This is a genomic window from Haemophilus haemolyticus (assembly GCF_003352385.1).
GTDB classification, from domain to species: domain Bacteria; phylum Pseudomonadota; class Gammaproteobacteria; order Enterobacterales; family Pasteurellaceae; genus Haemophilus; species Haemophilus haemolyticus_I.
Genome location: NZ_CP031243.1, coordinates 197,367 through 222,600, shown reverse-complemented (window position 1 = coordinate 222,600; position 25,234 = coordinate 197,367). Strand labels below are relative to the sequence as shown.

Annotated in this window: 21 protein-coding genes; 7 read left to right on the top strand and 14 right to left on the bottom strand. The window is 39.0% G+C overall.

Annotated elements, in window-relative coordinates; all coding sequences use genetic code 11:
* Positions 1 to 51 precede the first annotated feature (51 nt).
* The 4 genes from lptD to DV428_RS01110 form a co-directional block, all read right to left on the bottom strand.
* Positions 52 to 2,397 carry an LPS assembly protein LptD gene (gene lptD / locus DV428_RS01125; protein ID WP_114908392.1) on the bottom strand — a complete coding sequence of 782 codons (2,346 nt, stop codon included), beginning with the start codon at positions 2,395 to 2,397 and terminating at the stop codon, positions 52 to 54.
* A 162-nt stretch (positions 2,398 to 2,559) separates the two neighbouring features.
* Entirely contained in the window at positions 2,560 to 3,027 is a 468-nt protein-coding gene (locus DV428_RS01120) for a hypothetical protein (RefSeq protein ID WP_114908391.1), read from the bottom strand.
* A gap of 66 nt (positions 3,028 to 3,093) precedes the next feature.
* Positions 3,094 to 4,503: a multicopper oxidase domain-containing protein gene (locus tag DV428_RS01115; RefSeq protein ID WP_114908390.1), complete on the bottom strand. Its 1,410-nt coding sequence runs from the start codon at positions 4,501 to 4,503 to the stop codon at positions 3,094 to 3,096.
* Position 4,504: 1 nt separating this feature from the next.
* A complete protein-coding gene (locus tag DV428_RS01110; RefSeq protein WP_065246457.1) occupies positions 4,505 to 5,227 on the bottom strand; it encodes a 1-acylglycerol-3-phosphate O-acyltransferase in 723 nt (240 codons plus the stop codon).
* An 85-nt stretch (positions 5,228 to 5,312) separates the two neighbouring features.
* On the opposite strand from DV428_RS01110, the gene lpxH reads away from it, so the two are divergent.
* Positions 5,313 to 6,026 carry a UDP-2,3-diacylglucosamine diphosphatase gene (lpxH, locus tag DV428_RS01105; protein WP_114908389.1) on the top strand — a complete coding sequence of 238 codons (714 nt, stop codon included), beginning with the start codon at positions 5,313 to 5,315 and terminating at the stop codon, positions 6,024 to 6,026.
* Between the two features lie 32 nt (positions 6,027 to 6,058).
* On the opposite strand, the gene DV428_RS01100 is transcribed toward lpxH, so the two are convergent.
* The 4 genes from DV428_RS01100 to DV428_RS01085 form a co-directional block, all read right to left on the bottom strand.
* Positions 6,059 to 6,874: a shikimate 5-dehydrogenase gene (locus tag DV428_RS01100; protein ID WP_114908388.1), complete on the bottom strand. Its 816-nt coding sequence runs from the start codon at positions 6,872 to 6,874 to the stop codon at positions 6,059 to 6,061.
* Positions 6,875 to 6,883: 9 nt separating this feature from the next.
* Positions 6,884 to 7,687: a serine O-acetyltransferase gene (gene cysE / locus DV428_RS01095; RefSeq protein WP_114908387.1), complete on the bottom strand. Its 804-nt coding sequence runs from the start codon at positions 7,685 to 7,687 to the stop codon at positions 6,884 to 6,886.
* Positions 7,688 to 7,698: 11 nt separating this feature from the next.
* A complete protein-coding gene (gene gpsA / locus DV428_RS01090) occupies positions 7,699 to 8,706 on the bottom strand; it encodes an NAD(P)H-dependent glycerol-3-phosphate dehydrogenase (RefSeq protein ID WP_114909564.1) in 1,008 nt (335 codons plus the stop codon).
* A 73-nt stretch (positions 8,707 to 8,779) separates the two neighbouring features.
* On the bottom strand, positions 8,780 to 11,311 hold the full coding sequence (locus DV428_RS01085; RefSeq protein WP_114908386.1) for a class I adenylate cyclase: 2,532 nt from the start codon (positions 11,309 to 11,311) through the stop codon (positions 8,780 to 8,782).
* A 365-nt stretch (positions 11,312 to 11,676) separates the two neighbouring features.
* Between DV428_RS01085 and DV428_RS01080 the strand changes: the two genes are divergently transcribed.
* Complete coding sequence (locus DV428_RS01080) at positions 11,677 to 12,921, top strand: uroporphyrinogen-III C-methyltransferase (RefSeq protein ID WP_114908385.1); 1,245 nt, start codon at positions 11,677 to 11,679, stop codon at positions 12,919 to 12,921.
* Between the two features lie 9 nt (positions 12,922 to 12,930).
* On the top strand, positions 12,931 to 14,217 hold the full coding sequence (locus DV428_RS01075) for a heme biosynthesis protein HemY (protein ID WP_114908384.1): 1,287 nt from the start codon (positions 12,931 to 12,933) through the stop codon (positions 14,215 to 14,217).
* A 63-nt stretch (positions 14,218 to 14,280) separates the two neighbouring features.
* Here DV428_RS01075 and psiE read toward each other — a convergent pair whose 3' ends face one another.
* The 3 genes from psiE to DV428_RS01060 form a co-directional block, all read right to left on the bottom strand.
* A complete protein-coding gene (gene psiE, locus DV428_RS01070) occupies positions 14,281 to 14,700 on the bottom strand; it encodes a phosphate-starvation-inducible protein PsiE (protein WP_005625591.1) in 420 nt (139 codons plus the stop codon).
* A 93-nt stretch (positions 14,701 to 14,793) separates the two neighbouring features.
* Positions 14,794 to 15,015: a transposase gene (locus DV428_RS01065; RefSeq protein WP_244188317.1), complete on the bottom strand. Its 222-nt coding sequence runs from the start codon at positions 15,013 to 15,015 to the stop codon at positions 14,794 to 14,796.
* Between the two features lie 71 nt (positions 15,016 to 15,086).
* A complete protein-coding gene (locus DV428_RS01060; RefSeq protein ID WP_114908382.1) occupies positions 15,087 to 15,638 on the bottom strand; it encodes an REP-associated tyrosine transposase in 552 nt (183 codons plus the stop codon).
* Positions 15,639 to 15,784: 146 nt separating this feature from the next.
* On the opposite strand from DV428_RS01060, the gene DV428_RS09600 reads away from it, so the two are divergent.
* From DV428_RS09600 to DV428_RS01050, 3 genes are all read left to right on the top strand, one after another.
* Positions 15,785 to 15,940 carry a hypothetical protein gene (locus DV428_RS09600; RefSeq protein WP_162790759.1) on the top strand — a complete coding sequence of 52 codons (156 nt, stop codon included), beginning with the start codon at positions 15,785 to 15,787 and terminating at the stop codon, positions 15,938 to 15,940.
* 123 nt (positions 15,941 to 16,063) lie between these two features.
* Positions 16,064 to 16,513 carry a Panacea domain-containing protein gene (locus DV428_RS01055; protein WP_114908381.1) on the top strand — a complete coding sequence of 150 codons (450 nt, stop codon included), beginning with the start codon at positions 16,064 to 16,066 and terminating at the stop codon, positions 16,511 to 16,513.
* On the top strand, positions 16,506 to 16,943 hold the full coding sequence (locus DV428_RS01050; protein WP_114908380.1) for a hypothetical protein: 438 nt from the start codon (positions 16,506 to 16,508) through the stop codon (positions 16,941 to 16,943). The genes DV428_RS01055 and DV428_RS01050 overlap by 8 nt, the downstream gene beginning before the upstream one ends.
* Before the next feature lie 46 nt (positions 16,944 to 16,989).
* Here DV428_RS01050 and purL read toward each other — a convergent pair whose 3' ends face one another.
* The 3 genes from purL to lexA form a co-directional block, all read right to left on the bottom strand.
* Positions 16,990 to 20,883, bottom strand: a complete 3,894-nt coding sequence (gene purL / locus DV428_RS01045; RefSeq protein ID WP_114908379.1) for a phosphoribosylformylglycinamidine synthase — start codon at positions 20,881 to 20,883, stop codon at positions 16,990 to 16,992.
* 130 nt (positions 20,884 to 21,013) lie between these two features.
* Entirely contained in the window at positions 21,014 to 21,838 is an 825-nt protein-coding gene (gene dapF, locus DV428_RS01040; RefSeq protein WP_114908378.1) for a diaminopimelate epimerase, read from the bottom strand.
* Between the two features lie 142 nt (positions 21,839 to 21,980).
* Positions 21,981 to 22,604, bottom strand: a complete 624-nt coding sequence (gene lexA, locus DV428_RS01035) for a transcriptional repressor LexA (RefSeq protein WP_005632942.1) — start codon at positions 22,602 to 22,604, stop codon at positions 21,981 to 21,983.
* A gap of 174 nt (positions 22,605 to 22,778) precedes the next feature.
* Here lexA and plsB point away from each other — a divergent pair, with 174 nt between their 5' ends.
* The gene (plsB, locus tag DV428_RS01030; RefSeq protein WP_114908377.1) at positions 22,779 to 25,208 is read left to right on the top strand and encodes a glycerol-3-phosphate 1-O-acyltransferase PlsB; all 2,430 of its coding nucleotides are present in this window, start codon (positions 22,779 to 22,781) and stop codon (positions 25,206 to 25,208) included.
* Positions 25,209 to 25,234 lie beyond the last annotated feature (26 nt).

Below are 25,234 nucleotides of genomic sequence, written 5' to 3'. Positions count from 1 at the left end.
CTATTTTTTAGCCGCTCTTTTTGTAGATTTAAAGTTTATATTGAACCATGTTTAATCCAAACTAAATGCTCGAATATAAGGTAGTTTTCCTTTTTCTAACATCTCTTGAATACCGCTTTGATGGTCATTGGTACCTAAACCTCTTAATTCTAAGGTTACGCCAATGCTATTATCGTAAACGACCTCATTATGCTTTTGATTTTGGTGGCTTGTGACATAGCGTCTAGCACCGACACCAACCGCCCAACAACAGCTGTTATATTGGACGCCAATATATTGTTCTACTGGTTTTTGTAAGGCGAGATCTTGATAATAGCGCCCTACTACAGCCCAATTGTTCGCAATTTCCCAACCTACAACCAATCCCACTTGTTGGATATCTTGTTGATATGCGTTAGCTGATTTACCCAAGTTTTGGTCAATATATTCTTGGTTCGCATATCGATAATTTAACTGAATTAAATTATTTTTTTCAGGATTATATTCTAGAGATGTATTTGCTAATGATGTTGAATTGGTATGAGTATCAAATTGATAACTACCACGCCAATGCCATTTATCACTCATTTTCCAATTAGATTCTAATGCCCAATCTGATGATGAAGTCGGGGTTTTATTTGCAGGGTTTTCATCAATACGAGAATTACTCAAGTAATAAATTTGACCTGCAGATAAATTAAAGCGTTCTTCACCACCAATATCATAAAAACGCGTTGTGCCACCCAAGGTAACTTGATTTGCCGATGAAATTCGGTCTAAACCACTATAACGGCGATCACGGAATAGCGAATAGTAATCTTGCTGTACTAAGGCTGAATCGTAACCAAATCCTAAATACTCATTATTAAGTTTTGAACCAATATTGCTTTGATTTCGGTAAGGACGATATAAATACTGCACGTGCGGTTCGAAGGTTTGTGTATAGTCTTTTAAGAACGTTGTATCGCGTGCTAATACGCTTTGTAAATCAACTTTAAATTGTGGAATAACTCGATTTACCGTTTTTTGCACGTCCTCTGCATTTTTTCCTGAACCTTTTTTCTGATCGTAGCGAGTCGCATAAAGTTTAGTTTCAATATTCAAACTGCCGTATTTATTTGACATTAAAGAATTTAGGCTAGGCTCTGCATGGAAACGCCATGCAGTTGGCATTAATTCACTGTCATTATCAAAACGAACAGCTTGTGAATGTAATTTGAAATTTAACCATCCATTAGCCAAATCATGTTTGTAATAATTGAAATCTAATTGTGGCATTGCACGATAAGGGCCGATGTCCACTTCATCGAAAATCTGGAACTGTCGTGCAGAAAGAGAAAAATTATAATTTGGTTGATAATAAGCTATACGAGCATATTGGTTTGCGTAGCCGTCAGTGCTGCGACCATAAACGGACTCAAAATCACTGAAATAACGTTTATCGCTTACTCGGGTATAATCAATATTTAAACGCCAATTTTGTAAAAAGCTAGAATTGTGATTCCAATAGAACAAATGACGTTTTCGATTATCACTAGAATATTCAGAGTAACGATCCTTACCTAAATATTCTCCTGCCACTTTACCTTCGCCAATAGGGGTTAAATAGCGAAATTCCCCATTTGCTTGCCAACCACGGCGAGACATATATTTCGGGGTAAAAGTAAGATCATAATTAGGTGCAATATTCCAATAAATTGGTTGTGCATACCAAAGACCATCTCGGCTAGATGTTCCCGCACTTGGAATTAATAAACCGGAGCGACGATGATCTCCAATGGGTAATTGTAAGTAAGGGGTATAAAAGACGGGAACGCCATGCACTTTGAAGCGAGCATGCCACATTTCAGCATATTCTTCTTTCACGTATTGACGAATTTCTGACGCATCTACAGCCCAAGCATTGTCACCTTGCAAACATGAAGTAAAGGTGGCGTTTTTCATTACGCGATAATTATTACTTAATGTTATATCATCAGCCTTACCGCGACCTTGACGACCGACAAATTCATATTCTGAATTTGTTAAATTACCATCGTGACTATCTAAATTAAACGCCGCATCTTTACCCAACATATTGATCTGATTATCTTTATAATCAAATCCATTGCGGACATAAGCCATGCGTAAAGGCGTTGGCTGGTTTCCAGATTGTTTGACTTGCACGGATTGTGCTAACAAATGACGATTACCTTGTTTCAAATCCACATTACCTTGATAGGTTGCATCATTTGGCTGATTAATTTCTGCGTTATCCGCTTCAATATATACAGGCAGAGAATTCACATCACCCGTCACGACTTCACCACTAAATTTTGGCACGCCCATTAAACATTGTTCATGTAAATCCGCCAAACTTTGTTGGCTATAAAGTGCGGTCAAAATAGCAAGTGAAATTAAAGTGTGTTTTTTATTCATCGTCTTGTTTTAATTTGTCAGAAAATTGGTCAGATTATACTGGAAAAAGCTCAAGGCTAGTAATATTTTTCAATAAACTGTTGGTGGAATGTATCTAGGATTTTCTATAACTTTTCTTACATAAAATTAAAAAACTCAGCAAAGGCTGAGTTTTTATTTTTCTTATTTTACTACGTTAAATGTCAACGGGTCATAAACAATCTCGCCTACTTGAACTTGGATTGTATATTGGCCTCTAGGATCCTTTTCATCAAATTTCCAGCAATTTACTACCGTTTTACCTTGGTTTAATGCATTACGAGTTGTTGTGATTGTGTGGGTCTTTTTATCTTCAGAAACTTTAACTGCATTTGGATTTTCTGATACAGCAAAGGTTGTTTTTTCAGGCGATTTAAAGACTTCGGTAACAGTAATTTGTTTCGCAAAATTACCATTAGCTACCCAGCAAAGTTGGTGTGCTTTAGCTGAACGAGAAATATCTTTTTTACCTAAATCCGTTGGAGTTTTCCCAGACATATCATAGGTTGAAAGGTAAAGTGTTGGTTGCGGTTCTTGTGGAACATCGGATGCGGCAAATACAGATGATGCTGCGCATAAAGAAAGTACAGCTAATGTTAATGATTTTTTCATTACGATTTTCCTCTTTAAATAAAGTATGAATGATTAAAATTCATGGTGTTTTTAGGATAGTTAAAACTATTGTACCACCAGTACGCCAATGCATCCCATATCTTCTAGCATTAAATTCGATACCCCAAATAAGAATGGGTAGTTGCCAGAAGATGCTTGATCAAATTTCACTAAAATTTGAGTTTTGTTTTTTACCCAAACTGTATCTTTCCAAGCTAATTCTTCAGCTTGGAATTGATGTTCTCCTTGGCTTTCCACCACAAATTTGACACCTTGAATAGTAAATCCAACAGGTAAACTTGCATTTAAAATCCAGCGTTCAATTGTTCCTTTTCGGGCTATTACATCAACTTTGCGTGGGTCAAAACGTCTTTGATTAATTAAACCGTTTGTGACATCAATATTAAATTCTCGAGTTTGTGCAACGGCTTGTTGTAATATTGCTGGCGCATCCGTTTCGAAAGTCAGATTCGGTTGTTTATTAAATGCTGACATTTCTCCTTTGGCGCGCAATTCAAGGACGGTGTTATCAGTGAGTTCATCACTTGAGAACAACATATTTTTCATTTTGTCGTACAAGCCACGTTTACTTCCGCTAATGAGAGATACGTTGTCAATTTCATTCATATTAACCAGTATTTCTGCGCGTTCTCCTGGCGAGAGAACCAAAGATTTGACCGATTTAGCTTTTGGTAAGAAACCTAAATCTTGTGCGATAAGTAGCATTTCTTGATCATTATCCAAGCGTAAATCATAAGCACGAGCTAATGAGGCATTGAGCAAACGTAAACGAATCCAGCCGCGTGCGACATCTAAATATGGTGCTTCAATACCATTCACCAACAAGCGATTGCCTACAAAGTGCGGTTGATTTTGTTTGAATAATTGGAGACCATTATTATTAAATTCCATGTCTTGTAAAATCAATGGAATGTCATCAACGCCATATTTATTGGGAAGATTCGCTTTTAGGCTTTGGTCATCTTCAATTAACCACATTCCAGCTAAGCCACGATAGGTTTGATAGGCTGAGTTGGCTAATGTCGCGGAACGATACCAACAGCTTGCTGCGGGTTGTTCAATAGGCACGATGGGCGCCCAAGACTCGCCTTTTTTTAGTATTCTAGCCGCCCCACCAAACAGTTCACCCGATGCTTGTAAGCCTTGAATAGACAAGGCAATGGATTGTGGCAAATTGTTATGATAATTAAGTTTGGCAAAGCTACCTGATTTGATTTTAATGGTTGGGCCAAGATAATTACCGTTGAATCCCCATACTGTCACATTGTGTGAGCCATCTAGGGGATAATTCATTTCCTGCATTGTTAATACAATCGGGCGACCACGGCGAACTTCAATTAGTGGCGGCACAACTAATTTTTCACGGCTTGCCGCTAACAATGGTGCGGGCACGGCGGAAAGTGCGGTAGAAATCGCAGCTGTTTTTAATAATTGACGGCGGGAAAGGCGTGGCATTTTAGTTTCCTTTTGCTATCTCTTCATCAAGTTCGGCAATGCGTTTTTCCATTAGATCATGACAATAGGCCGCAAGATCTCGAATATTATCTTTGGTATAGCCTGAAACATCGATTGGATCCATTATTTCGCAAATCACTTTGCCATTATCCCAGCGATTTAAATTAATTTTGTTATGTGTGGTTGAGCAAACCACAGGAATAATCGGTACACCTGCTGAAATCGCCGCATGGAATGCACCCGTTTTAAAGGGTAATAAACCGCGACCACGACTGCGAGTGCCTTCTGGGAACATCCAAATAGATAAATTATCTTCATTAATTCGTCGTGCGAGCTGCGACATCGTACTGTGTGCTTTTGTGCGGTTTTCTCTATCTAAGAAAATATTACCCGTTACCCAATACAGAATGCCGAAGAAGGGGATCCAAATTAAACTTTTTTTACCCACGCTTACTGTACGAGGTTGCACCATATAAGAGATTGTCACCATATCATAATTGTTTTGGTGATTACCGATATAAATGGCACGGCCAATCTGCTCTTGATTTTGAGGAACGCGATGTTCCACTTTTAAGCCAAAAAGTGGATATAAACGCCCAAACCAACGCGCAACAATGCCTACGTTGCTTGGATTTTTAAAGCGGATAAAAGAATAAATCGTACCCAGTACACAAATTAAAATACAGCAGATTAATACGAGGAAAATTCGAAGTAGTTTTAACATGAGGATGCCCTATACAAAATTTCGTTAAAGTATAGCAAATTCAATATCAATATGTGCTAATCTAAACAAAAATCGTGGAATTTTTATGAAACATAGCTATTTTATTTCTGATTTGCATTTAAGCGAAACACGGCCTGAATTGACCGCACTTTTTGTCAATTTTATGCAGAATCTTGCCCCACAGGCTGAACGGCTTTACATTTTGGGTGATCTTTTTGATTTTTGGATTGGTGATGACGAACAATCTACATTGATTCAACAAGTTAAAGATTTAATTAAATCTGTAAGCGAGCAAGGTGTGCAATGTTATTTTCAGCACGGCAACCGTGATTTCTTGATTGGTGAACGTTTTGCGAAAGATACAGGTGTTCAGCTTTTACCTGATTATCAATTGATCACACTTTATGATAAAAAAATCTTACTTTGTCATGGCGATATGCTTTGCATTGATGATGAGGCTTATCAACAATTTCGCCGTAGAGTGCATCAAAAATGGTTGCAGCATTTGTTTTTGTGCTTGCCATTAAAAGTGCGGGTGAAAATTGCGGAGAGAATTCGAGCAAAGAGTAATCAAGATAAACAAGCCAAATCACAGGAAATTATGGACGTAAATCAAGCCTTTACGAAAGAAAAAGTACAAGAATTTGGTGTGAATTTATTAATTCATGGGCATACACACCGTGAGGCGATTCATCAACAAGAAGGATTTACCCGAATTGTGTTAGGGGATTGGCGAAAAAATTACGCGTCAATTTTAAAAATGGATGAAAGCGGAGAATTTGGTTTTATTAAAGATTAGAAGTGCGGTGAAAAATCACCGCACTTTTGATGTTAAGATTTAGCTCGAGCAAAAGCCGCGGCTTCTTCTATTAATTCATCACTTGGGCGTTGATGTGTATAAAGTGCAAATTGTTCTACAGCCTGAAGTACAATCACTTCTGCGCCAGAAATGGTTTGTTTTCCTTGTGCTTGAGCATAACCAATAAAGGGCGTTTCAGCAGGAATAGCCACTACATCAAACGCGACACTAGCATTATCAATGAGCGCTTTTGGAAAGGCTAAATCCATTTCTTCCTTGCCCCCTTTCATGCCGATTGGCGTAACATTGACTAAAATGTCTGCCTGTTGGTTTCCTAAAGAATCAATGTATTCATAGCCGTAAAGTGCGGCGAGATATTGACCTGTTTTTACGTTGCGTGCGTAAATTTTTAACTTCTCAAAGCCTGAATTTTTAAAGGCCGCCACAACGGCTTTTGCCATACCACCACTGCCATGAACAATGACTTTAGCATTTTTATTTAAGTGATATTTTTCAATTAATTTTATGATGGCAATGTAATCAGTGTTATATGCACGCAAAAAGCCATTATCGTTCACGATGGTGTTTACGGATTCAATTGCTTGTGCTGACGGATGAATTTCATCTAAAAATGGCATACAAGCTTCTTTGAATGGCATTGAAACTGCACAACCACGGATGCCTAATGCGCGCACGCCTTTGATGGCGTGTTCAATATCTTGCGTGGTGAAGGCTTTATAAATGAAATCCAAGCCTAGTTTGTCGTACAAATAATTGTGAAAGGTGGTACCGAAATTGCCCGGACGACCTGATAAAGACATGCAGAGTTGGGTATCTTTGTTGATCATGGTGTCTCCTTATATGTTTAAATTCATTCCATCATCAATGCCGATAAAATATTGGTTCATATCGAAAGCAGGTTTTGCCGCTTTATCTTGACTCACTATACGAGCAGGTACACCCGCAGCTGTGGCATATTCCGGCACAGGATGAAGCACAACGGAATTTGCCCCAATTTTGGCGTATTTACCCACTTCAATATTGCCGAGAATTTTTGCTCCCGCCCCAATCATGACACCCTCTCGTACTTTAGGATGACGATCGCCTGATTCTTTTCCTGTACCGCCAAGTGTTACGCCTTGCAATATTGAGACATCATTTTCAATTACAGATGTTTCCCCTACAACAATACCTGTTGCATGGTCGAACATGATTCCGTGACCAATTTTTGCTGCGGGATGAATATCGACATCGAAAGCCACGGAAATTTGATTTTGTAAATAAAGGGCAAGGGATTTACGATTTTGACCCCATAAATAATGGGTGATTCGATAGCTTTGAATCGCATGGAAACCTTTTAAATAAAGCAATGGAGTGGACCATAATTCTACAGCAGGGTCTCGGTGGCGGACAGCTTGAATATCGCAAGCTGCACAATCAATGATCGAAGGATTAGCTTGATAGGCTTCCTCAATAATTTCTCGGAGAGAAATAGCCGGCATAATAGGATTGGCTAATTTGTTCGCCAATAAATAACTTAGCGCACTGCCAAGATTTTGATGTTTTAAAATCGTAGAATGAAAAAAACTGGCAAGCATAGGTTCGTTTTCGGCAAGTTCTTTGGCTTCTTGGCGAATATGTTGCCACACATCTAATGTCATAATTTCTCCTTTTATTCGCCTTTACATTCTCGCCCTAAAAGGCTGATTGCTACATCTTGTGCGCTTTTGCCACAAAACAGCATTTGATAAATTTGTTCTGTAATCGGCATTTCCACACCTTGTCTTTGTGCAAGCAAATAGGCTTCTTTTGTATTATAAAAACCTTCCACGACTTGCCCGATATTTTCCATAGCCGTTTTGGCATCTAATCCTTCACCTAGCATTAATCCAAAACGTCGATTGCGCGATTGATTATCGGTGCAAGTTAGCACTAAATCGCCTAATCCAGACATTCCCATAAATGTATTGGAATTTGCACCGAGCGAGGTACCTAATCGGCTGATTTCCGCAATGCCACGCGTAATCAGTGCTGTGCGAGCATTTGCGCCAAATCCCATTCCATCTGAAATTCCTGCGCCAATTGCGATCACATTTTTAATTGCACCACCAAGTTGAACGCCAATCATATCCGAATTTATATAGACTCTAAAATGTTTACTACAATGAATACGCGATTGAAATTCCTGCGCGAATTGCTCGTTATTGGAAGCGAGTGTAATGGCTGTTGGCAAGCCTTGCGCTAATTCTTTTGCAAAAGTTGGACCCGAAAGTACAGCTAGTGGATATTGCGTTCCGAGTTGTTCTTCAACTACGGTTTGTAGTAAACGCCCTGTGTTACGTTCCAGACCTTTTGTTGCCCAAATTAATCGGTGATGGGCTTTTAAGTGCGGTTTGATTTTTATAAGAATTTCACCGAAAGCATGGCTTGGCACCACGATTAAAATATCTTGAGAATATTCCATTGCTTGTGCAAGATTACTTTCTAAATGAAGTTCCTCAGGAAAGATGACATCTGGTAAAAAACGATAATTTTGTCGTTCTCTCTGCATTTGGGCGATATGGGCGGGATTGTGCCCCCATAAATAAGTGGGAGAACCATTGCGAGAAAAGGTCATTGCCAGCGCAGTTCCATAAGATCCCGCTCCTAGCACAGTGATTGGTGTTTGCGAAGTTGTCATATCCACAATTTATCTAGTGAAAGAGGAAATAAGTATAGATATCTTTCGGTGACCTATCAACCACAGGAAAATATTACTTATTCACTGGGCGGAATTTAAACGGCACAATGGATACGCCATTTTTCCCATTTTTTAGTTGATAAAATTGAGGGTAGTTAAAATTACGTTGAACGATATTGTAAGGATTTTTATCGCCTTCCTGTTTGGCGTTTTGATAAAGCTGATTAATCTCCCACACTTTTTCATCTTTTTCACCATCGCAGTGGCGATAGATTTCGAGACGATTAGATTCATCTAAAATGTAAACATTGAAGCTATGATCGGAATTATCTTCAAAAAAGAATTGTAGGAATCCTTCACTTGCGAAGGCATCCATTTCTGGTGGATAGCGACGACTTTCTTGGTTTGTCTCGCCATCTTCAATTGGTGTTTGTAAAACTTCGTCAAAATCCACCGCACTTTCAGCTTCATTGCAGACAGATTCATTTCCGATTTCTTGTAAGCTGATCCCGCGATCTTCAAAAAATAATTGCCAGTTTTTACCCGCCACACGTAAGCGTGATGTTTGGCAAGGTTGTTGAATATCACCGACTTGGATGCTAACGCATCGATTTACTAATCCCATCACTAATTGACGTAAATCTTGGCGATAACGTTCACTATAACAATAGACTTGGATGGAATCTGGGCGATTAACGCCACGATAAATTTTGTTAGAAAGCACTTTTAGTGCAAGCAAAATGGCATTTTGCCCTTCAAAATGGAGCGTTCGGATTTCGTTCCACACGTTGCGATAAGTAAAATCAATACTGCCCACAAGGCTTTGTTCGAGGGATCCAAAACTAAATAAATCTCGCGATGAAATACCCGTTAATACTTCTTCTATTTTGGATGTTGGATCGGTGGTGAGATTTATGGCAATAAACAAGCTACGAATTTCGCATTGATTCAATAAATCACTGTTTTTAGGTTGTTTGGTGATTGTGCTTGGAAAAGACTGACGTAAGTTAGTGACAAAGCGTTGCAATGTGCTTAAAGTCACATTCTTGCTAAAAATAGCAAGTCCCGTTTTTTCCGTGAGCAGATGATTAAAATATGCCCAAGAGACTAATTTATTTAGGCTTTCTCCGTATTCAATGACTCGTTCTTTGGAGAACATAATATGATGCGTTGGTTGATTGATAAGGTACCAACCATCTTTAAAATGTTTATTGCCGCGAACTTCCACAAAAGTCAGGTGTGCTTCTGATAAATTGTGAGATATCTGTGTGTTGAGTAAGGATACTTTGCCTGGAAGTTCTTCAAAAGCAGTATAAAGTTTACGAGAAAGAATGTTGATATCTTGTGGTACGACGCTAGAGTGAATATGATGCTTTCGAGCAAATTCCACTAAATTACGATAACTCAACATTAAAAATTTCACTACGTTATCATGGCTTTCTTTGACTGCTTTAATTTTCCAAAATGGACGTTTATTGAGGTGTTTCACCGTTTCAGCAGACCATCCCCATTCATGAGCAAGGATTTCCATGTAATGAACACGCCAATTATTGGCTTGGTAAAGCGCAAGATCTTCAGTTGCTTTCACATAGAAACAACGGCGCACAAAATCCAAACGTTTAAATTCAGAAAGTGCGGTTAAATATCGGGTTACTTTTGCAAGAATGGCAATATAAGGATCAAAATGGTGATCAGGATTGGTATTACCTGCAAGTAAATCTCGCTTAAAAGTGCGGGCAATTAAGCAAGTGTTTGGATATTCCTTGGAATAGGCTTCCAACAACAAAATTTTGAGCACAGATTTATAAGGCGAATCAATCCCTTTATAAAGATGCCATAAGCTGGCACCGAAATATTCGTTTGCAGAAAATTGTCCTAAACCGCCGAAATCTACCCAATCATTTGGATCAATTTCCCCTTCCGTAATTAAACGCGCCACCTCTTTTTCATAGTCTTTTTCATTTTCCACCCATAAATGCAACCAAAGTAGAGGTTTACCCGCTAAACGTACGGCGGAGCGATAGAACTCATCAAGCAATAACATATATTGCGCAGAACCGCTATTTTCAATAGTCAGTGGGTCTGCATAATGTTCATTGCGGAAACGTTGTTGATCCATCAAATAAAAATTAATTTCCACATTAAATTGCATTGCCCATTCACTAATCCGTTTAGCTTTTTGAGTAAGAAGTGCATATTCATCTGGACTCAAGCCATCACGGACACAAATCCAAGTGTCAAGATCTGAAGAGGACGTTTGGCTTATTGAACCAAAACTTCCCATTACATAAACACCTAAAATTGGAGGCAAAACCTCGTGAAAACTCACCGCACTTTTTTGTGCTGAAGATTTGTGTTCAGCATAGTGAATACTGTATTCATTGGTGAGCCATTTTTTTTGATAATCAGAAGCAAGGAAATTCGCAATGCCAGAGGGGGCGTGAATAACATAGCCAGGAAGTTGCGGATGGTTTAGGTGTAAAAGTAAAGGAACAACCGCTAAAACGTGTTGGAATGCATCGCCTGAACCTTGTAATGCACGCTCAAAACGGCGTTGATCCAAGTCGCTAACCCATTGTTTTGCTTGTGCTAGATTACATTCCACGCGGTGTCCCTACCAGAACAACAAAAATTGGCGAACAATTTACCACTTAGGGAGTATAAATGCAAAAAATTGTGATGAAAATCACAGTTTGTGAAGAATCAGAGATTTTAAATTATCAGAACGTAAAATAAATGACTAAAAATCTTATTTTTAATTCAATTTCTCATATCTGAGGTGTTTCTTATATCAACAATCAAAATGACTTTTTAACCTAAGAGTGATAGGATAGCCAACAAATTTATTGCGTAAATGGCTTAATTTCGCTGATATGAGAATCTATATTTTTACCATTGGCGACTGCTCGGTATTTTTCTTATTAAAGCGAGTACATTAACTTATTCAATCTGACTTATTAAGGAATTGATATGGCAAAAGATCAAGATAACGACATCACTGAACAAGTTGGTGATACGCTAAAAGTGGTTGAAAAAACAGAAACGATACAGCCAGTTCCACAAACTATTGTGAAAAAAACGGGCACAGCATTGAGTTTATTGGCAATTCTCATTGCGCTAGGTGTCGGTGGGGCTGGTTATTATTTGGGTCAGCAACAAGTAGCTGAAATTCAGCAAAAATTAACCGCACTTGAAAGCCAAAGTAGTGTAGCTGTTTCTGCCCCTGTGTCTGATAATAGTGGACAGGTTATACAATTAGAACAAGGCTTAAAAACCGCACAAGATAAGGTCGAGCAACTTGAGCAATTAGTTGCAGGCAAAACAGGCGAAATTGTTGCACTACAAGCCCAAGTAAAACAAGTTAGTCAACTGGCTGGTGCGCAACAACCGAGTGACTGGTTATTTTCTGAAGCAGATTTCTTGTTAAATAACGCCTTGCGTAAACTTGTTTTAGATAACGATGTTGATACAGCTATTTCTTTATTAAAATTGGCTGATGAAACTCTCGTTAAGGTAAACAATTCACAAGCGAATGCGATTCGTACTGCAATCAATCAAGATTTAAAACAACTTCTTTCACTTTCAAGCGTAGACCAAAATGCAGTAATGCAAAAACTTTCGCAGCTTGCCAATACTGTGGATGAGTTACAAGCATTGAATGTAAATTTTGATGAAACGCCAGAAAAGAGCGGTAAATTATCTGATGATATTGCAGATTGGCAGCAAAATGTAGAAAAGAGTGCAACTTCTTTCCTAAATCACTTCATTCGTATTTCGCCAAAACAAAGTGCGGATAAAAAAGAATTACTTGCGCCAAACCAAGATATTTATCTTCGTGAGAACATTCGCTTACGTTTACAACTTGCTATTATGGCCGTACCACGCCAGCAAGATGAACTTTATAAACAATCTTTAGATGCGGTTGCTTCTTGGGTTCGTAGCTATTTCGATACGAGTGCAGAAGTGACGCAAAATTTCTTAAAATCAGTGGATGAGCTGGCTGATTCTTCTATTTATGTCGATGTGCCAGGGCAATTACAAAGTTTGACCTTGCTTGATAAATATCTCAATCGTGCGCCGTTAGATGTTCAAAAGGTGGAAATTGAAGCGGATAAAGCGATTGAAACTATGCCTAAAGCTGAAGGTGTGGTAACAGAAGCATCTGCACCAGAAAAACAAGAATCTCAACCGGCAAAAGCTGAGACACAAAAATAAGGATAGCCTATGTTTAGAGTGCTTTTTTTAATGCTAGCATTGCTTGCTGGGTTGATTGCAGGGCCTTATCTTTCTGGTCAGCAAGGCTATGTTCGTATTGAAACAACAAATAATATCGTTGAAATGTCGATTACGACATTAGTAATTTTCTTCGTAATTGCTTTAGCGATTATTTATGGTTTGGAATGGATCGTCACACGTTTTTTACGTTTAAGTCGCGGTTCTTATAATTGGTTTTCTAGCCGTAAACGTGTGAGAGCACAGAAACAAACCCTTGAAGGTTTGATGAAGATGAATGAAGGGGATTACGCCAAAGCAGAAAAATTGATTGGTAAGAATGCCAAACATTCTGCTGAGCCCGTGTTAAACCTCATCAAAGCAGCTGAAGCAGCACAACAACGTGGTGATGAATTTAGTGCAAATCGCTATTTGATTGAAGCCACTGAATTAGCTGGTTCAGATAATTTGCTGGTGGAAATTGCCCGCACGCGTATTTTATTGCAACAAAACAAATTGCCGGCAGCGCGCAGCTCTGTGGATAGCTTGCTAGAAATGGCTGGTCGCAATAAAGAAGTGTTAAAACTTGCAGTAGAAATTTATCTTCGTTCTAAAGCCTATCAAGCCCTCGATAAGATTCTAGATGGGGTTGAAAATAGTGGTTTATTCAGTGCTGAAGAGTTTAAAGATCTTCGTTATCAAACAGAAAATGGTTTGCTCGATGAGAAAATGAATGAAGAAGGCGTAGATGGTTTGCTCGAATGGTGGGATGCTCAGTCTCGTAGTCGTCGTAATAATATTGATCTCAAAGTGGGTTTAATTCAGCGTTTAATTGATTGTAATGATCATGAATCAGCATCAGAATTTACTGTCGAAGTATTGAAGAAAATTGGTGATAACACCAGCATTAGCAAAGAACTTTGTACTCAAATTACACGTTTACAACCAGAAGATAATAGTAAACTTCTCAAGTTAATCGAAAAACGTGCAAAACGTGCAGATGAAAAACAAAAATGCTGTATCAATCGTGCTTTGGGTTATTTATATGTTCGTAACAATGAATTTGCTAAAGCCGCAGACGTATTCAAAAACGTGATGGCTTGTCCTGAACAGTTAGAGCCAAATGATTTGATGATGGCATCTTATGTATTTGAACAAGCGGGTGATAAAGCATTAGCTGAGCAAGTTCGCCAAGAGAGTTTGAAATCAGTGATGGCAATTCAAGATGTTGTCCCAGAAAGTACGGAAGAAAAAACAGAAGAAAATTCAACCGCACTTTTAGAAAGCAAATCTGAGTAACTCAACTTAAAAGACAAAACGCACTTCAATTGAAGTGCGTTTTTTGTTGCTTTGAATATAAAACTATATATTTTTCAGTTTATTAGAATATAACACCAAACAGAGTGCGATTACCATAATCAAAATTGCGCCTGCAAATAAGATGGTATCCACCGAGCTTTCATGATTAACAATGATTAAACGCAGCATCGCAGTGATCCCAGCATAAATAAAATAGCGCAAAGGGAAGTGATAGCCGCTTTTAAAATACTGCACAATCAAACCAATAAACCCGAAATATAAGAAAAACATCACAGCTTGTTCAGCCACGTCATAAGGCACAACGGTAGAAGTATTAAGCACCATCATCGCTAAAGTATAAGTGATTTTTCCAAGAGCAATAATGAGTACAATCGCCAACGCAATCAATGCCGTGCAAAGTACGATTTTCAATACACCAGTAATAATTCGAGGCAATTTTTCTAATTCTGGAGATTCTTCCATTTCTATTCCTTACAGCAAAAATCAAAGGCTCGTATTCTAATGCAAGATTGTAAAGTTGGTCAAAGTCATTTGGAAAAATAAAGCGTGGTGGAATTAGAAAAGTCTATTGTTTTTAGGATTTAAATTTTTTTCTTTTTCATCTTTGGCTTCACTATTTTTAGTGTTTGAAGGGTTGTATAAGGTGATTTTACGCCCCCCCCCTCTTCGCCGAAATGCTTTTAGCCAATAAATGACGAGAGCGTGGGAAATTTTATGAAGTTTCATCACCTCACGGATACCATAATCCTGTTCGGTGACGAGTTTGATAATTTTCAAACGAAATTGATAAGAGTAGGACATAATCTGCACCTCAAATTAGGTGTCCAGGTTTGGGGGGCAGATCACTTTTAGCTGAGAACATCAATGTCTAAAATAGGATCAACCGTCTGCCAATAATTTTTCGCACTGCTATATTTCCAATCCTGCGGCTCAGACACAAACTCGCTCACCACCGGATTTTGATGAATGTACTCTAGCTTTTCGTTGAAAAATTTATCGGAATAAATTTCGATGGGTTGGTTGTGGTGTTGCCAGAATTGGTATTGCTTTACATAACTATACTTTTTAGCCGCTCGCTGGAACATCCATAGCAGCCATTCTTTGCGGCTTTCTTGAGGATTTTCTGCAATTTGTTTCAGTAGCGCTTTAGCGGTAAATGTTTTTAAATCTCGAATAACATCAGAAGGATTTTTCTCTTCTATCTGAAATAATAAATGTACATGACTTGGCATAATACAGTAACCATAGATCTTCATCTCCTTATTTTCACGACAATAATTCAATGCACTCATCATCATTTCAAAGTAACAATCACGAACAAAGACATCAATCCAATATACGGTTGCAAAGCTAATAAAATAAACGCCATTCTTATCATTAAATTTATACTTTCTACTCATCTTCCTACCTTCTAAAACTCTCTGATAAGCAAAATGGTAGACATGAGTAAATTCATTTTAAATTTAACTCAGATTTTTGAAGAAGATCGCAAAAAAATAAATTACTGAAGCAAAAAATCAAAAAGCTGTTGAGTTATGATGACATTATGATGGAATTACAATTGGATTACGATGGCATTACAGATGGAACTACGATGGCGCAAGCGTCCACGCTTGTGCCTGTAACTAAAATGAAAAAAAGCACAAGCGTGGACGCTTGCGCTATCATGGGGGAAATTTTATTATTACATCTTAAATTTTGATTGTAGATATGGTCAAAGTTTTGGTACTATTACGCAAAGTTAATCATATACTCAATAACTTTATCACTCCTTTTTAAAAGTTATAATAAACAGAAGCACACCTAAATCACCAAGGATATTGTTATGTTAACTTGTTTTGATGTGGCAAATTACTTTTTGTCATTAGCAAATGAAGAAAATGGCGATCTCATCTCAAATCTGAAAATACAAAAACTTGTATATTACGCGCAGGGCTTTTCTTTAGCTATTCACAACAAACCTTTATTTAAAGAAGATATCCAAGCTTGGCCACATGGTCCGGTTATTCCTAAACTCTATTATAAGTATAAAAGCTATGGTAGTGGTGCTCTACCAACAACAAATCTGAATATAGACTTCAGTAAATATTCCAGCAATACTATTGAGTTATTGGATGAAGTTTACGATATGTATGGACAATTCTCAGCATGGAAATTAAGAAACATGACTCATGAAGAAATGCCATGGTTATCAACTTTTGAAAATGGGAAAAGTAATAAAATCAGTCATAAAAAGCTAAAAGAATACTTTTTAACACAAATTGAAGATGACTAAAAAAAAGAATATAAAAAAACCTAAGGTAAATCCTCCAACAGGGAAAATAATTCAACAGGGAGATAAGGTATCTAGCCCTAATGGAGGTAGTGATAAATTACAACCTATCTTTTCGTTTTATAACATGAAAGACGGTATGTACTGTGTTAATGCTTGTAGCAAAGATCAACGGTTAGCTCTCTTAGATAGTCTTTGTAAATTCAGCAAACTTACATGGCAACAACTCAGAAACGCATCTAGACATGGCCTTGGGTGTGAAAAAATTTCCCAAGATTCAATCAAGGGGGTAAATGTAAAGAGTTTTATTACCCCAGACGTAACACTATTAGCATTTAGAGCTTCTGGAATGTCACCTGTTGTTGGCTATAGGGAAAAGCAAATATTTCATATACTCTGGATTGACTCTGATTTCACACTGTATAAGCACTAATATTAAAAAATACCCCATCATAGTTTTGATTTATGATGGGGTATTTTTACCTAAAAGTTATACGAACATTTCTAAAAATTCGCATCCAAGCACCATCTTCAGACCAATTTTCTGGGTACCATGAGTTGCTCACCGCACGGAATACACGCTCAGGGTGTGGCATCATTGCAGCAATACGACCATCGACGTTAGAAATGGCAGTAATACCTAATGCCGAGCCATTCGGGTTGGCTGGATAAGTTTCAGTCACGTTTAAATGGCTGTCGATATATTGTGCCACAATCAAGTTTTGGGATTGAAGTGCGGTCAAGTTTTCTGGTGTTTTGAATTCTACGCGGCCTTCACCATGAGAAACCGCAATCGGCATATGTGAGCCAGCCATGCCTTTAAACCACAATGAGTTGGTGTCGTTGATTTTCACCATCGCAGCACGCGCTTCAAAACGTTCTGATTTATTCCGTACGAAACGTGGCCAATTTTCTGCACCAGGGATAATTTCCGCAAGAGTGGAGATAAATTGACAGCCGTTACATACACCTAATGAAAGGGTGTTTTCATTGGCGAAGAATTGACTGAATTGATCGCGTAATTGTGGATTAAATAAAATGGATTTCGCCCAGCCGCCACCTGCGCCCAATACGTCACCGTAAGAGAAACCACCACAGGCCACCATCGCGTTGAAGTCGTTTAAGTTGTAACGACCTGTCATTAAATCGCTCATGTGAACATCAATCGCCGCAAAGCCTGCACGATCAAAAGCCGCTGCCATTTCAACGTGGCTGTTTACGCCTTGTTCACGCAATACGGCTACTTTTGGTTTCACGCCTTTGCTGATGTAAGGCGCAGCAATATCTTCATTCACATCATAGGTTAAGTGAGCAGATAAACCTTTGTTATCTGTTGCTTTTTTCGCTGCAAATTCTTGGTCAGCACATTCTGGGTTATCGCGTAAGCGTTGCATTTGGTGAGTGAGTTCAGCCCAAATACCGCGTAATTCAGAGCGTTTTTCGCTTAATAGTTTTTTGCTACCACGCGTGATTTCAAAACGATCTTCTGAGCTTACAGAACCTAATTCATAAGTTAAGCCAAGCAAGTCATGGGCTTTTAATACCTCACGCACGGCGCTTAATTCGCATTCTGACACTTGGATTACCGCGCCTAATTCTTCATTGAATAACACGGCTAAATTATTGTCGCCTAAGGCTGAAATATCCACATCGACACCACAGTTACCCGCAAATGCCATTTCTGCAAGGGTGGTAATTAAACCACCGTCTGAACGGTCGTGGTAAGCCAATAATTTACGCTCTGCTACTAATGCTTGCATTGCATCAAAGAAGTTTTTCAGTTTGGCGACATTCACCACATCAGCTGGTTTGTCACCTAATTGTTTATACACTTGCGCAAGTGCGGTCGCGCCTAAGCGATTTTTTCTTTCGCCTAAATCAATCAATAATAAGCGGCTTGCGCCTTTGTCTGTGCGTAATTGAGGTGTCACGGTTTTGCGTACATCTTCCACGCGCGCAAAAGATGAAATCACTAAAGAAAGCGGAGCTGTTACTGATTTTTTCTCGCCATTTTCTTCCCAAGTGGTTTTCATCGACATCGAGTCTTTACCCACTGGAATGGTAATGCCTAATGCTGGGCAAAGTTCTTCGCCCACCGCTTTCACCGCTTTATATAAGCCGGCATCTTCACCACCATGACCCGCAGCAGACATCCAGTTTGCAGAAAGTTTGATGCGTTTAATATCGCCAATGTTAGTGCCCGCAATGTTGGTAATGGATTCAGCCACCGCTAAACGTGCAGAAGCACCAAAGTCTAATAATGCCACGGGTGCACGTTCGCCCATTGCCATGGCTTCACCGTGATAGCTATCTAATGATGCAGTTGTGACGGCCACATCAGACACGGGAATTTGCCATGGGCCGACCATTTGATCGCGCGCCACCATACCAGTTACCGAACGGTCGCCAATGGTGATTAAGAAAGTTTTTTCTGCCACCACCGGTAAGCGTAATACGCGATGGAACGCTTCTTTTAATTGAATATTTTCTGTTGCAAGCGGTCGATTTTCGACAGTTTTTGACGAAACCTCACGCGTCATTTTCGGGGTTTTGCCCAATAACACATTCATTGGTAAATCAATTGGGTTATTGTCGAAATGACTATCGTGTAAGGTTAAATGTTTCTCTTCCGTTGCCTCACCAATGACCGCAAACGGCGCACGCTCACGTTCACAAAGTGCGGTAAATAATTCGAGTTTTTCTGGCGCAACGGCTAAAACATAACGTTCTTGCGATTCGTTACACCAAATTTCCAATGGTGACATGCCTTTTTCATCACAAAGGATAGAGCGTAAATCAAATTTACCGCCACGTTCGCCATCGTGTACCAATTCAGGCATCGCATTAGACAAACCACCTGCGCCCACATCATGGATAAAGAGAATTGGGTTTTCTTCACCTAATTGCCAGCAGCGGTCAATCACCTCTTGGCAGCGGCGTTCCATTTCTGGGTTTTCACGTTGAACAGAGGCAAAATCTAGATCTTCTTTTGATTTACCGCTATCCATCGAAGACGCTGCGCCACCGCCTAAACCGATATTCATTGCAGGGCCACCTAATACGATCAATTTCGCACCGACCGGAATTTCGCCTTTTTGAACGTGTTCGCCACGAATATTACCGATACCGCCCGCTAACATAATCGGTTTGTGATAACCACGGACTTCTTCACCATTGAAGCTGTTGACTTTCTCTTCATAGGTACGGAAATAGCCTAATAACGCAGGACGACCAAATTCATTGTTAAATGCTGCGCCACCTAATGGGCCTTCAATCATAATATCTAAGGCTGAAGCAATACGGTTTGGTTTGGAAAGTGGATTTTCCCAAGGTTGCTCAAAGTTTGGAATAACTAAGTTTGATACGGAGAACCCGGTTAAACCTGCTTTTGGTTTTGCACCACGACCGGTTGCACCCTCATCACGAATTTCACCGCCTGAACCTGTTGCGGCACCCGGGAATGGCGAAATTGCGGTTGGATGGTTGTGGGTTTCCACTTTCATTAAGATATGCGCATCTTCATTGTGATAACGATATTGCCCATCTTGATCCGCAAAGAAACGGCCGACTTTTGAGCCTTCCATTACCGCAGCATTATCTTTATAGGCTGAAAGCACGAAATCAGGGGTTTTCTCAAAGGTATTTTTAATCATTTTAAACAGGGATTTATCCTGTTTTTTGCCGTCGATAATCCAATCTGCATTAAAGATTTTATGGCGGCAGTGCTCAGAGTTAGCTTGTGCGAACATATAAAGTTCAATATCGTGCGGATTGCGCCCTAATTGGGTGAAGTTTTCCACCAAATAATCAATTTCATCTTCTGCCAGCGCTAAACCTAATTCTACGTTAGCTACCACCAAAGCTTCACGTCCACCTTTTAAAATATCCACGGTTTTAAATGGTTTCGGATCTTGATGACGGAATAAGATCTCTGCATCTTCAGGACGACGCACCACAGTTTCCATCATTCTGTCGTGTAAAAGTGCGGTCAATTTTTCTGTTGTTTTCTCATCAAGCGGTTGGCTTAACTCAAAATAATATGCCAAACCACGCTCAATACGCTCCACTTCACTTAAACCACAGTTATGCGCAATATCGGTCGCTTTAGAAGACCAAGAAGAAATCGTGCCAACGCGTGGAATCACGATAAAAGTTTCGCCTTTGGCATCGTGTTCTGCCAAAGTTGGACCGTAATGTAACAATGCTTTTAGTTTTGCTTCCTGCTCGCTAACAAGCGGTCGATTTAATTCCACAAAATGCAAATATTCCGCATAAACCGATTTCACCGGTAATTTATTTTGTTGGAATTTTTGCATTAAGCCTTGAATACGGAATTCAGAAAGGGCGGGTGAGCCACGAAAAGTTTGAAACATACGGGTACCTTTGAGTTGTGTTTGAGGTAAAAATCGCGGTCTATTATAAAGGAAAAACACCAAAACGAAAACGTTTGCGTGAGCTGAAAATAAAATCCCCATCTTTAAGAATTTGATGGGAATAAGAAGATTAAAGGGTTATAAAACCGTCATATACATGAGTCGCTTCGCCAGTCATATAAAGTGGATGACCAACGCCATTCCATTCAATGATTAATGAACCGCCTGGCAAATCGACTTGAACTCGATTATTTAATAAACCTTGCATAATACCAACTGCAACAGCTGCACAAGCTCCACTTCCACAGGCTTGCGTTTCTCCTGCACCACGTTCATAAACTCTAAGTTTAATATGCTCTTTATTGATGATTTGCATAAAACCAGCATTGACACGCTCAGGAAAACGCTCGTGACTTTCTAGCAAAGGACCGAGCTGTTCAACATTTGCTGTTTTAATATCATCTACTTGTACAACGCAATGAGGATTGCCCATTGAAACTGCACCACATAAGACGGTTTGAATGTCTGTGCGTAGGATGTAATTTTTCTCGAATTTATTTGCGGTAAATGGAATTTTTGCTGGCTCCCAAATCGGTTCACCCATATTCACACGAACTTGGTTATCGTCTTTTACCGTTAGAACCATATTGCCTTTTTGCGTGCTAACTGCGATGTCTTTTTTGTTAGTTAGCCCTTTTAATGTCACAAAACGAGCAAAACAGCGGGCACCATTTCCGCATTGCGAAACTTCACTTCCATCGGCATTGAAAATGCGATAATGAAAGTCGAGTTCAGGATCATAAGGTGGTTCAACAAGCAAAAGTTGATCAAAACCAATTCCACGGTGGCGATCAGCTAAGCGTTGAATGGTTTCTGACGTGAAAAAAACATTTTGAGTAACCCCATCAACCACAACAAAATCGTTGCCTAATCCGTGCATTTTGGAAAACTGCATTTTTCCATCCTTTATTTAAATTCAAGATTGATTGCATTATAGAGAGCGGTAAAAAGAATGGCAAATTCAGAATTTTAGGCGAAGAAAAGTGCGGTAAAACACAGGAAATTTTTACCGCACTTTATTCGCCAATTTACTCAGATTACATCCAAGCATTATTGCGAATGATCCCTACGGCAATGCCTTCAATCTCAAAGTTTTCTTGTTCTTCAAGATTTACCACGATTGGATCAAATTCTTCATTTTCTGCGTGTAGATAAATGATAGAACCTTTTTTCTCAAGGCGTTTTACCGTCACTTCATCTTCAATACGGGCAACGACAATTTGTCCATTACGTACATCCTTGGTGCTATGTACAGCTAATAAATCACCATCTAAGATACCTATGTCTTTCATGGATTGACCATAAACTTTGAGTAAGAAATCTGCTTGTGGTTTAAACATATCGGCATCTACGCGATAAGTTGCTTCGATATGTTGTTCTGCAAGAATCGGTTCTCCAGCAGCTACGCGACCCACGAGCGGTAAACCATCAAATTCTTCATTTGCGCTATTGTCTAAAATGCGGATACCGCGAGATGCGCCTGGAATAATTTCAATCGCACCTTTGCGTGAAAGCGCTTTTAAATGTTCTTCTGCAGCATTGGGTGATTTAAAGCCTAATTCTCGAGAGATTTCAGCTCGTGTTGGTGGCATACCTGTTGTTTCTAAATGACGTTTTAATAAATCCAACACTTCTTGTTGGCGTGCTGTTAATGGTCTCATATACACTCCTGTTTTTAAATACAGATAACTGGTATTGTATACAGATTGTGTGAAGTTGCAATAGTTATTTTTTAAATCTGTGTATTAGATCACATTCTGCCACTAAATTTTTTAAAGCGGTTGAGATCGGATGTGTTAAAATATTTCAAATTTACAACAAAGAGAAAATTTATCATGGCAAATTTTGTAAATATGTATCGTCAATTATTGAGCTTGCCTCTGTCAGTATTAGTGAAAAATAATCCAATTCCAGCCAATCCGATAGAAGAGCTTTCCCTCAATATTCACCAACCTGTTGTTTATGTTTTGCCTTATACCTCTCAAACCGATTTCGTTATTTTCCGTCGAAATTGTTTGGCGTTAGGTTTGCCTGATCCTGCTGAGAAAAATGAAATTGATGGTGTGAAGTTGCCTCGTTATGTGTATTTAGATGAGGGACGCCGCATTTTTAAATCGAAAGGTGCGAAAGATGAAACCACCACGATTTTCAATAAATACCTAGAATTACACCGCACTTCTGAGAGTTTAGATGTGCAACTTATTCCAGTTTCCGTTCTTTGGGGGCGTTCTCCTGGGCATGAAGATAAATCCGGTTTGCCTAACTTGCGTTTGTTAAATGGCATGCAAAAAACTTTTGCTGCTATTTGGTTTGGACGTGATACTTTTGTACGTTTTTCTCAAGCCGTTTCATTACGTTATATGGTAAATGAGCATGGCTCCGATGAAAAAATTGCGCAAAAGCTGGCTCGAGTGGCAAAAATGCATTTTGCTAAACAGCGCATTTCTGCCACAGGTCCGCGTTTACCAAATCGCCAAGCTATGTTTAATAAATTATTGCAATCAGAAGCAATTCAACGTGCGATTGAAGATGAAGCAAAATCGAAAAATATCAGTATTGAAAAAGCGCAAAAAGAAGCACATAAGATTTTGGATGAAATCGCTGCAGATGTAAGTCATTCAAGTTTACGAGCCGCTGATCGTTTTTTGCGTTGGCTTTGGAATAAACTTTATTCTGGTATTGATGTGCAAAATGCGGATCGCGTACGTAAATTAGCACTTGAAGGTCATGAGATTGTTTATGTTCCTTGTCACCGTAGTCATATCGACTATTTATTGCTTTCTTACGTGCTTTATCATCAAGGGCTTGTTCCTCCGCATATCGCAGCAGGAATTAATTTAAATTTCTGGCCTGTGGGTAGAATGTTCCGTAGTTGGGGCGCATTCTTTATTCGCCGTACTTTTAAAGGAAACAGATTATATTCCGCCATTTTCCGCGAATATTTATCAGAGTTATTCCATCGTGGTTATTCAGTAGAATATTTTATTGAGGGCGGACGTTCGCGCACTGGTCGTTTACTTGCGCCAAAAACAGGCATGATGTCGATGACACTTCAAGCGTTGCAACATAATCAAACTCGTCCAATTTCTGTTGTGCCAGTTTATGTAGGCTATGAGCACGTATTAGAGGTGGATACTTATGCAAAAGAATTACGTGGTGCGGCGAAAGAAAAAGAAAATGCAGGTTTGGTTCTTCGAGTAATAAAAAAATTACGTAATCTTGGTCAAGGTTTTGTGAATTTTGGTGAGCCAATTACACTTTCCAACTACTTGAATCAACATTTCCCTGATTGGAAAGAGCAAAACCACGAAGAAAAACCACAATGGTTTGCTCCTGCAGTTGATTCTATATCAAAACAAGTGATGGTGAACATTAATAAAGCTGCCGCGGTGAATGCAATGAATTTAGTTGGGACTGCATTACTATCTTCTCGTCAGCGTGCACTTTCTCGTGAGCAACTTTTAGAACAACTGGCAAGTTACCAACAATTACTACAAAACGTGCCTTATTCCGCAGATGTTGTATTGCCAACTGCTACGCCTGAAATGATGCTAAATCATGTATTAACGCTTGATCGTGTTGGCGTGTTAGTCGAAAAAGATAACTTTGGGGAAATTGTGCGTTTGGAACGCGCATCAGCCGTGTTGATGACTTACTATCGCAATAATATTCAACACTTATTTGTATTGCCATCTTTAGTTGCAAGCATCATTTTGCATTATGAGGCGATTCAAAAAGATTTATTAGTCGAATCTGTCGGCAAGATTTATCCGTTCTTAAAAGGCGAGTTATTCTTGCACTTTAGTGAAGAAGAGTTAAAAACTCAAATTCACCAAATTATTGATGAATTTGCGCGCCAACAGGTGATTAACTCTAATGATAATTTCTTATCTATCAATAAATCGAAAGTACGTATTTTACAACTTTGGTCTGCGGGAATGCGTGAAATCTTGCAACGTTATTACATCACAGTGACAATTTTGCAAAAACAACCAGATATTTCACGTGCAGAACTGGAAAAAGAAAGTCAACTTGTCGCACAGCGTTTATCTGTATTGCATGGTATTAACGCGCCAGAGTTCTTTGATAAAGCCGTCTTCTCTATGTTCATTGCGAATTTGAAAGAGCAAGGTTATTTTGATGAATCAGGCAATGGCAATCTTGAAAAAATAGAATATTTGGCTTCAACACTTTCTCATTTGATTTCAACGGAAATTTGTCTGACTGTCAAAGGAACGGTTGAAAAAGCGGAAGAGCACGCTTAAGTTAGATTTAAATTTTAGGAGCATCA

Coding starts and splice junctions, on each gene's coding strand:
- DV428_RS01100 (WP_114908388.1), bottom strand. CDS start 6,874: ATGATCAACAAAGATACCCAACTCTGCATGTCTTTATCAGGTCGTCCG.
- DV428_RS01120 (WP_114908391.1), bottom strand. CDS start 3,027: ATGAAAAAATCATTAACATTAGCTGTACTTTCTTTATGCGCAGCATCA.
- DV428_RS01110 (WP_065246457.1), bottom strand. CDS start 5,227: ATGTTAAAACTACTTCGAATTTTCCTCGTATTAATCTGCTGTATTTTA.
- dapF (WP_114908378.1), bottom strand. CDS start 21,838: ATGCAGTTTTCCAAAATGCACGGATTAGGCAACGATTTTGTTGTGGTT.
- purL (WP_114908379.1), bottom strand. CDS start 20,883: ATGTTTCAAACTTTTCGTGGCTCACCCGCCCTTTCTGAATTCCGTATT.
- lexA (WP_005632942.1), bottom strand. CDS start 22,604: ATGAGACCATTAACAGCACGCCAACAAGAAGTGTTGGATTTATTAAAA.
- DV428_RS01115 (WP_114908390.1), bottom strand. CDS start 4,503: ATGCCACGCCTTTCCCGCCGTCAATTATTAAAAACAGCTGCGATTTCT.
- lptD (WP_114908392.1), bottom strand. CDS start 2,397: ATGAATAAAAAACACACTTTAATTTCACTTGCTATTTTGACCGCACTT.
- DV428_RS01055 (WP_114908381.1), top strand. CDS start 16,064: ATGTTAACTTGTTTTGATGTGGCAAATTACTTTTTGTCATTAGCAAAT.
- DV428_RS01080 (WP_114908385.1), top strand. CDS start 11,677: ATGGCAAAAGATCAAGATAACGACATCACTGAACAAGTTGGTGATACG.
- psiE (WP_005625591.1), bottom strand. CDS start 14,700: ATGGAAGAATCTCCAGAATTAGAAAAATTGCCTCGAATTATTACTGGT.
- DV428_RS01075 (WP_114908384.1), top strand. CDS start 12,931: ATGTTTAGAGTGCTTTTTTTAATGCTAGCATTGCTTGCTGGGTTGATT.
- lpxH (WP_114908389.1), top strand. CDS start 5,313: ATGAAACATAGCTATTTTATTTCTGATTTGCATTTAAGCGAAACACGG.
- plsB (WP_114908377.1), top strand. CDS start 22,779: ATGGCAAATTTTGTAAATATGTATCGTCAATTATTGAGCTTGCCTCTG.
- DV428_RS01050 (WP_114908380.1), top strand. CDS start 16,506: ATGACTAAAAAAAAGAATATAAAAAAACCTAAGGTAAATCCTCCAACA.
- cysE (WP_114908387.1), bottom strand. CDS start 7,687: ATGACATTAGATGTGTGGCAACATATTCGCCAAGAAGCCAAAGAACTT.
- DV428_RS01060 (WP_114908382.1), bottom strand. CDS start 15,638: ATGAGTAGAAAGTATAAATTTAATGATAAGAATGGCGTTTATTTTATT.
- DV428_RS09600 (WP_162790759.1), top strand. CDS start 15,785: ATGATGGAATTACAATTGGATTACGATGGCATTACAGATGGAACTACG.
- gpsA (WP_114909564.1), bottom strand. CDS start 8,706: ATGACAACTTCGCAAACACCAATCACTGTGCTAGGAGCGGGATCTTAT.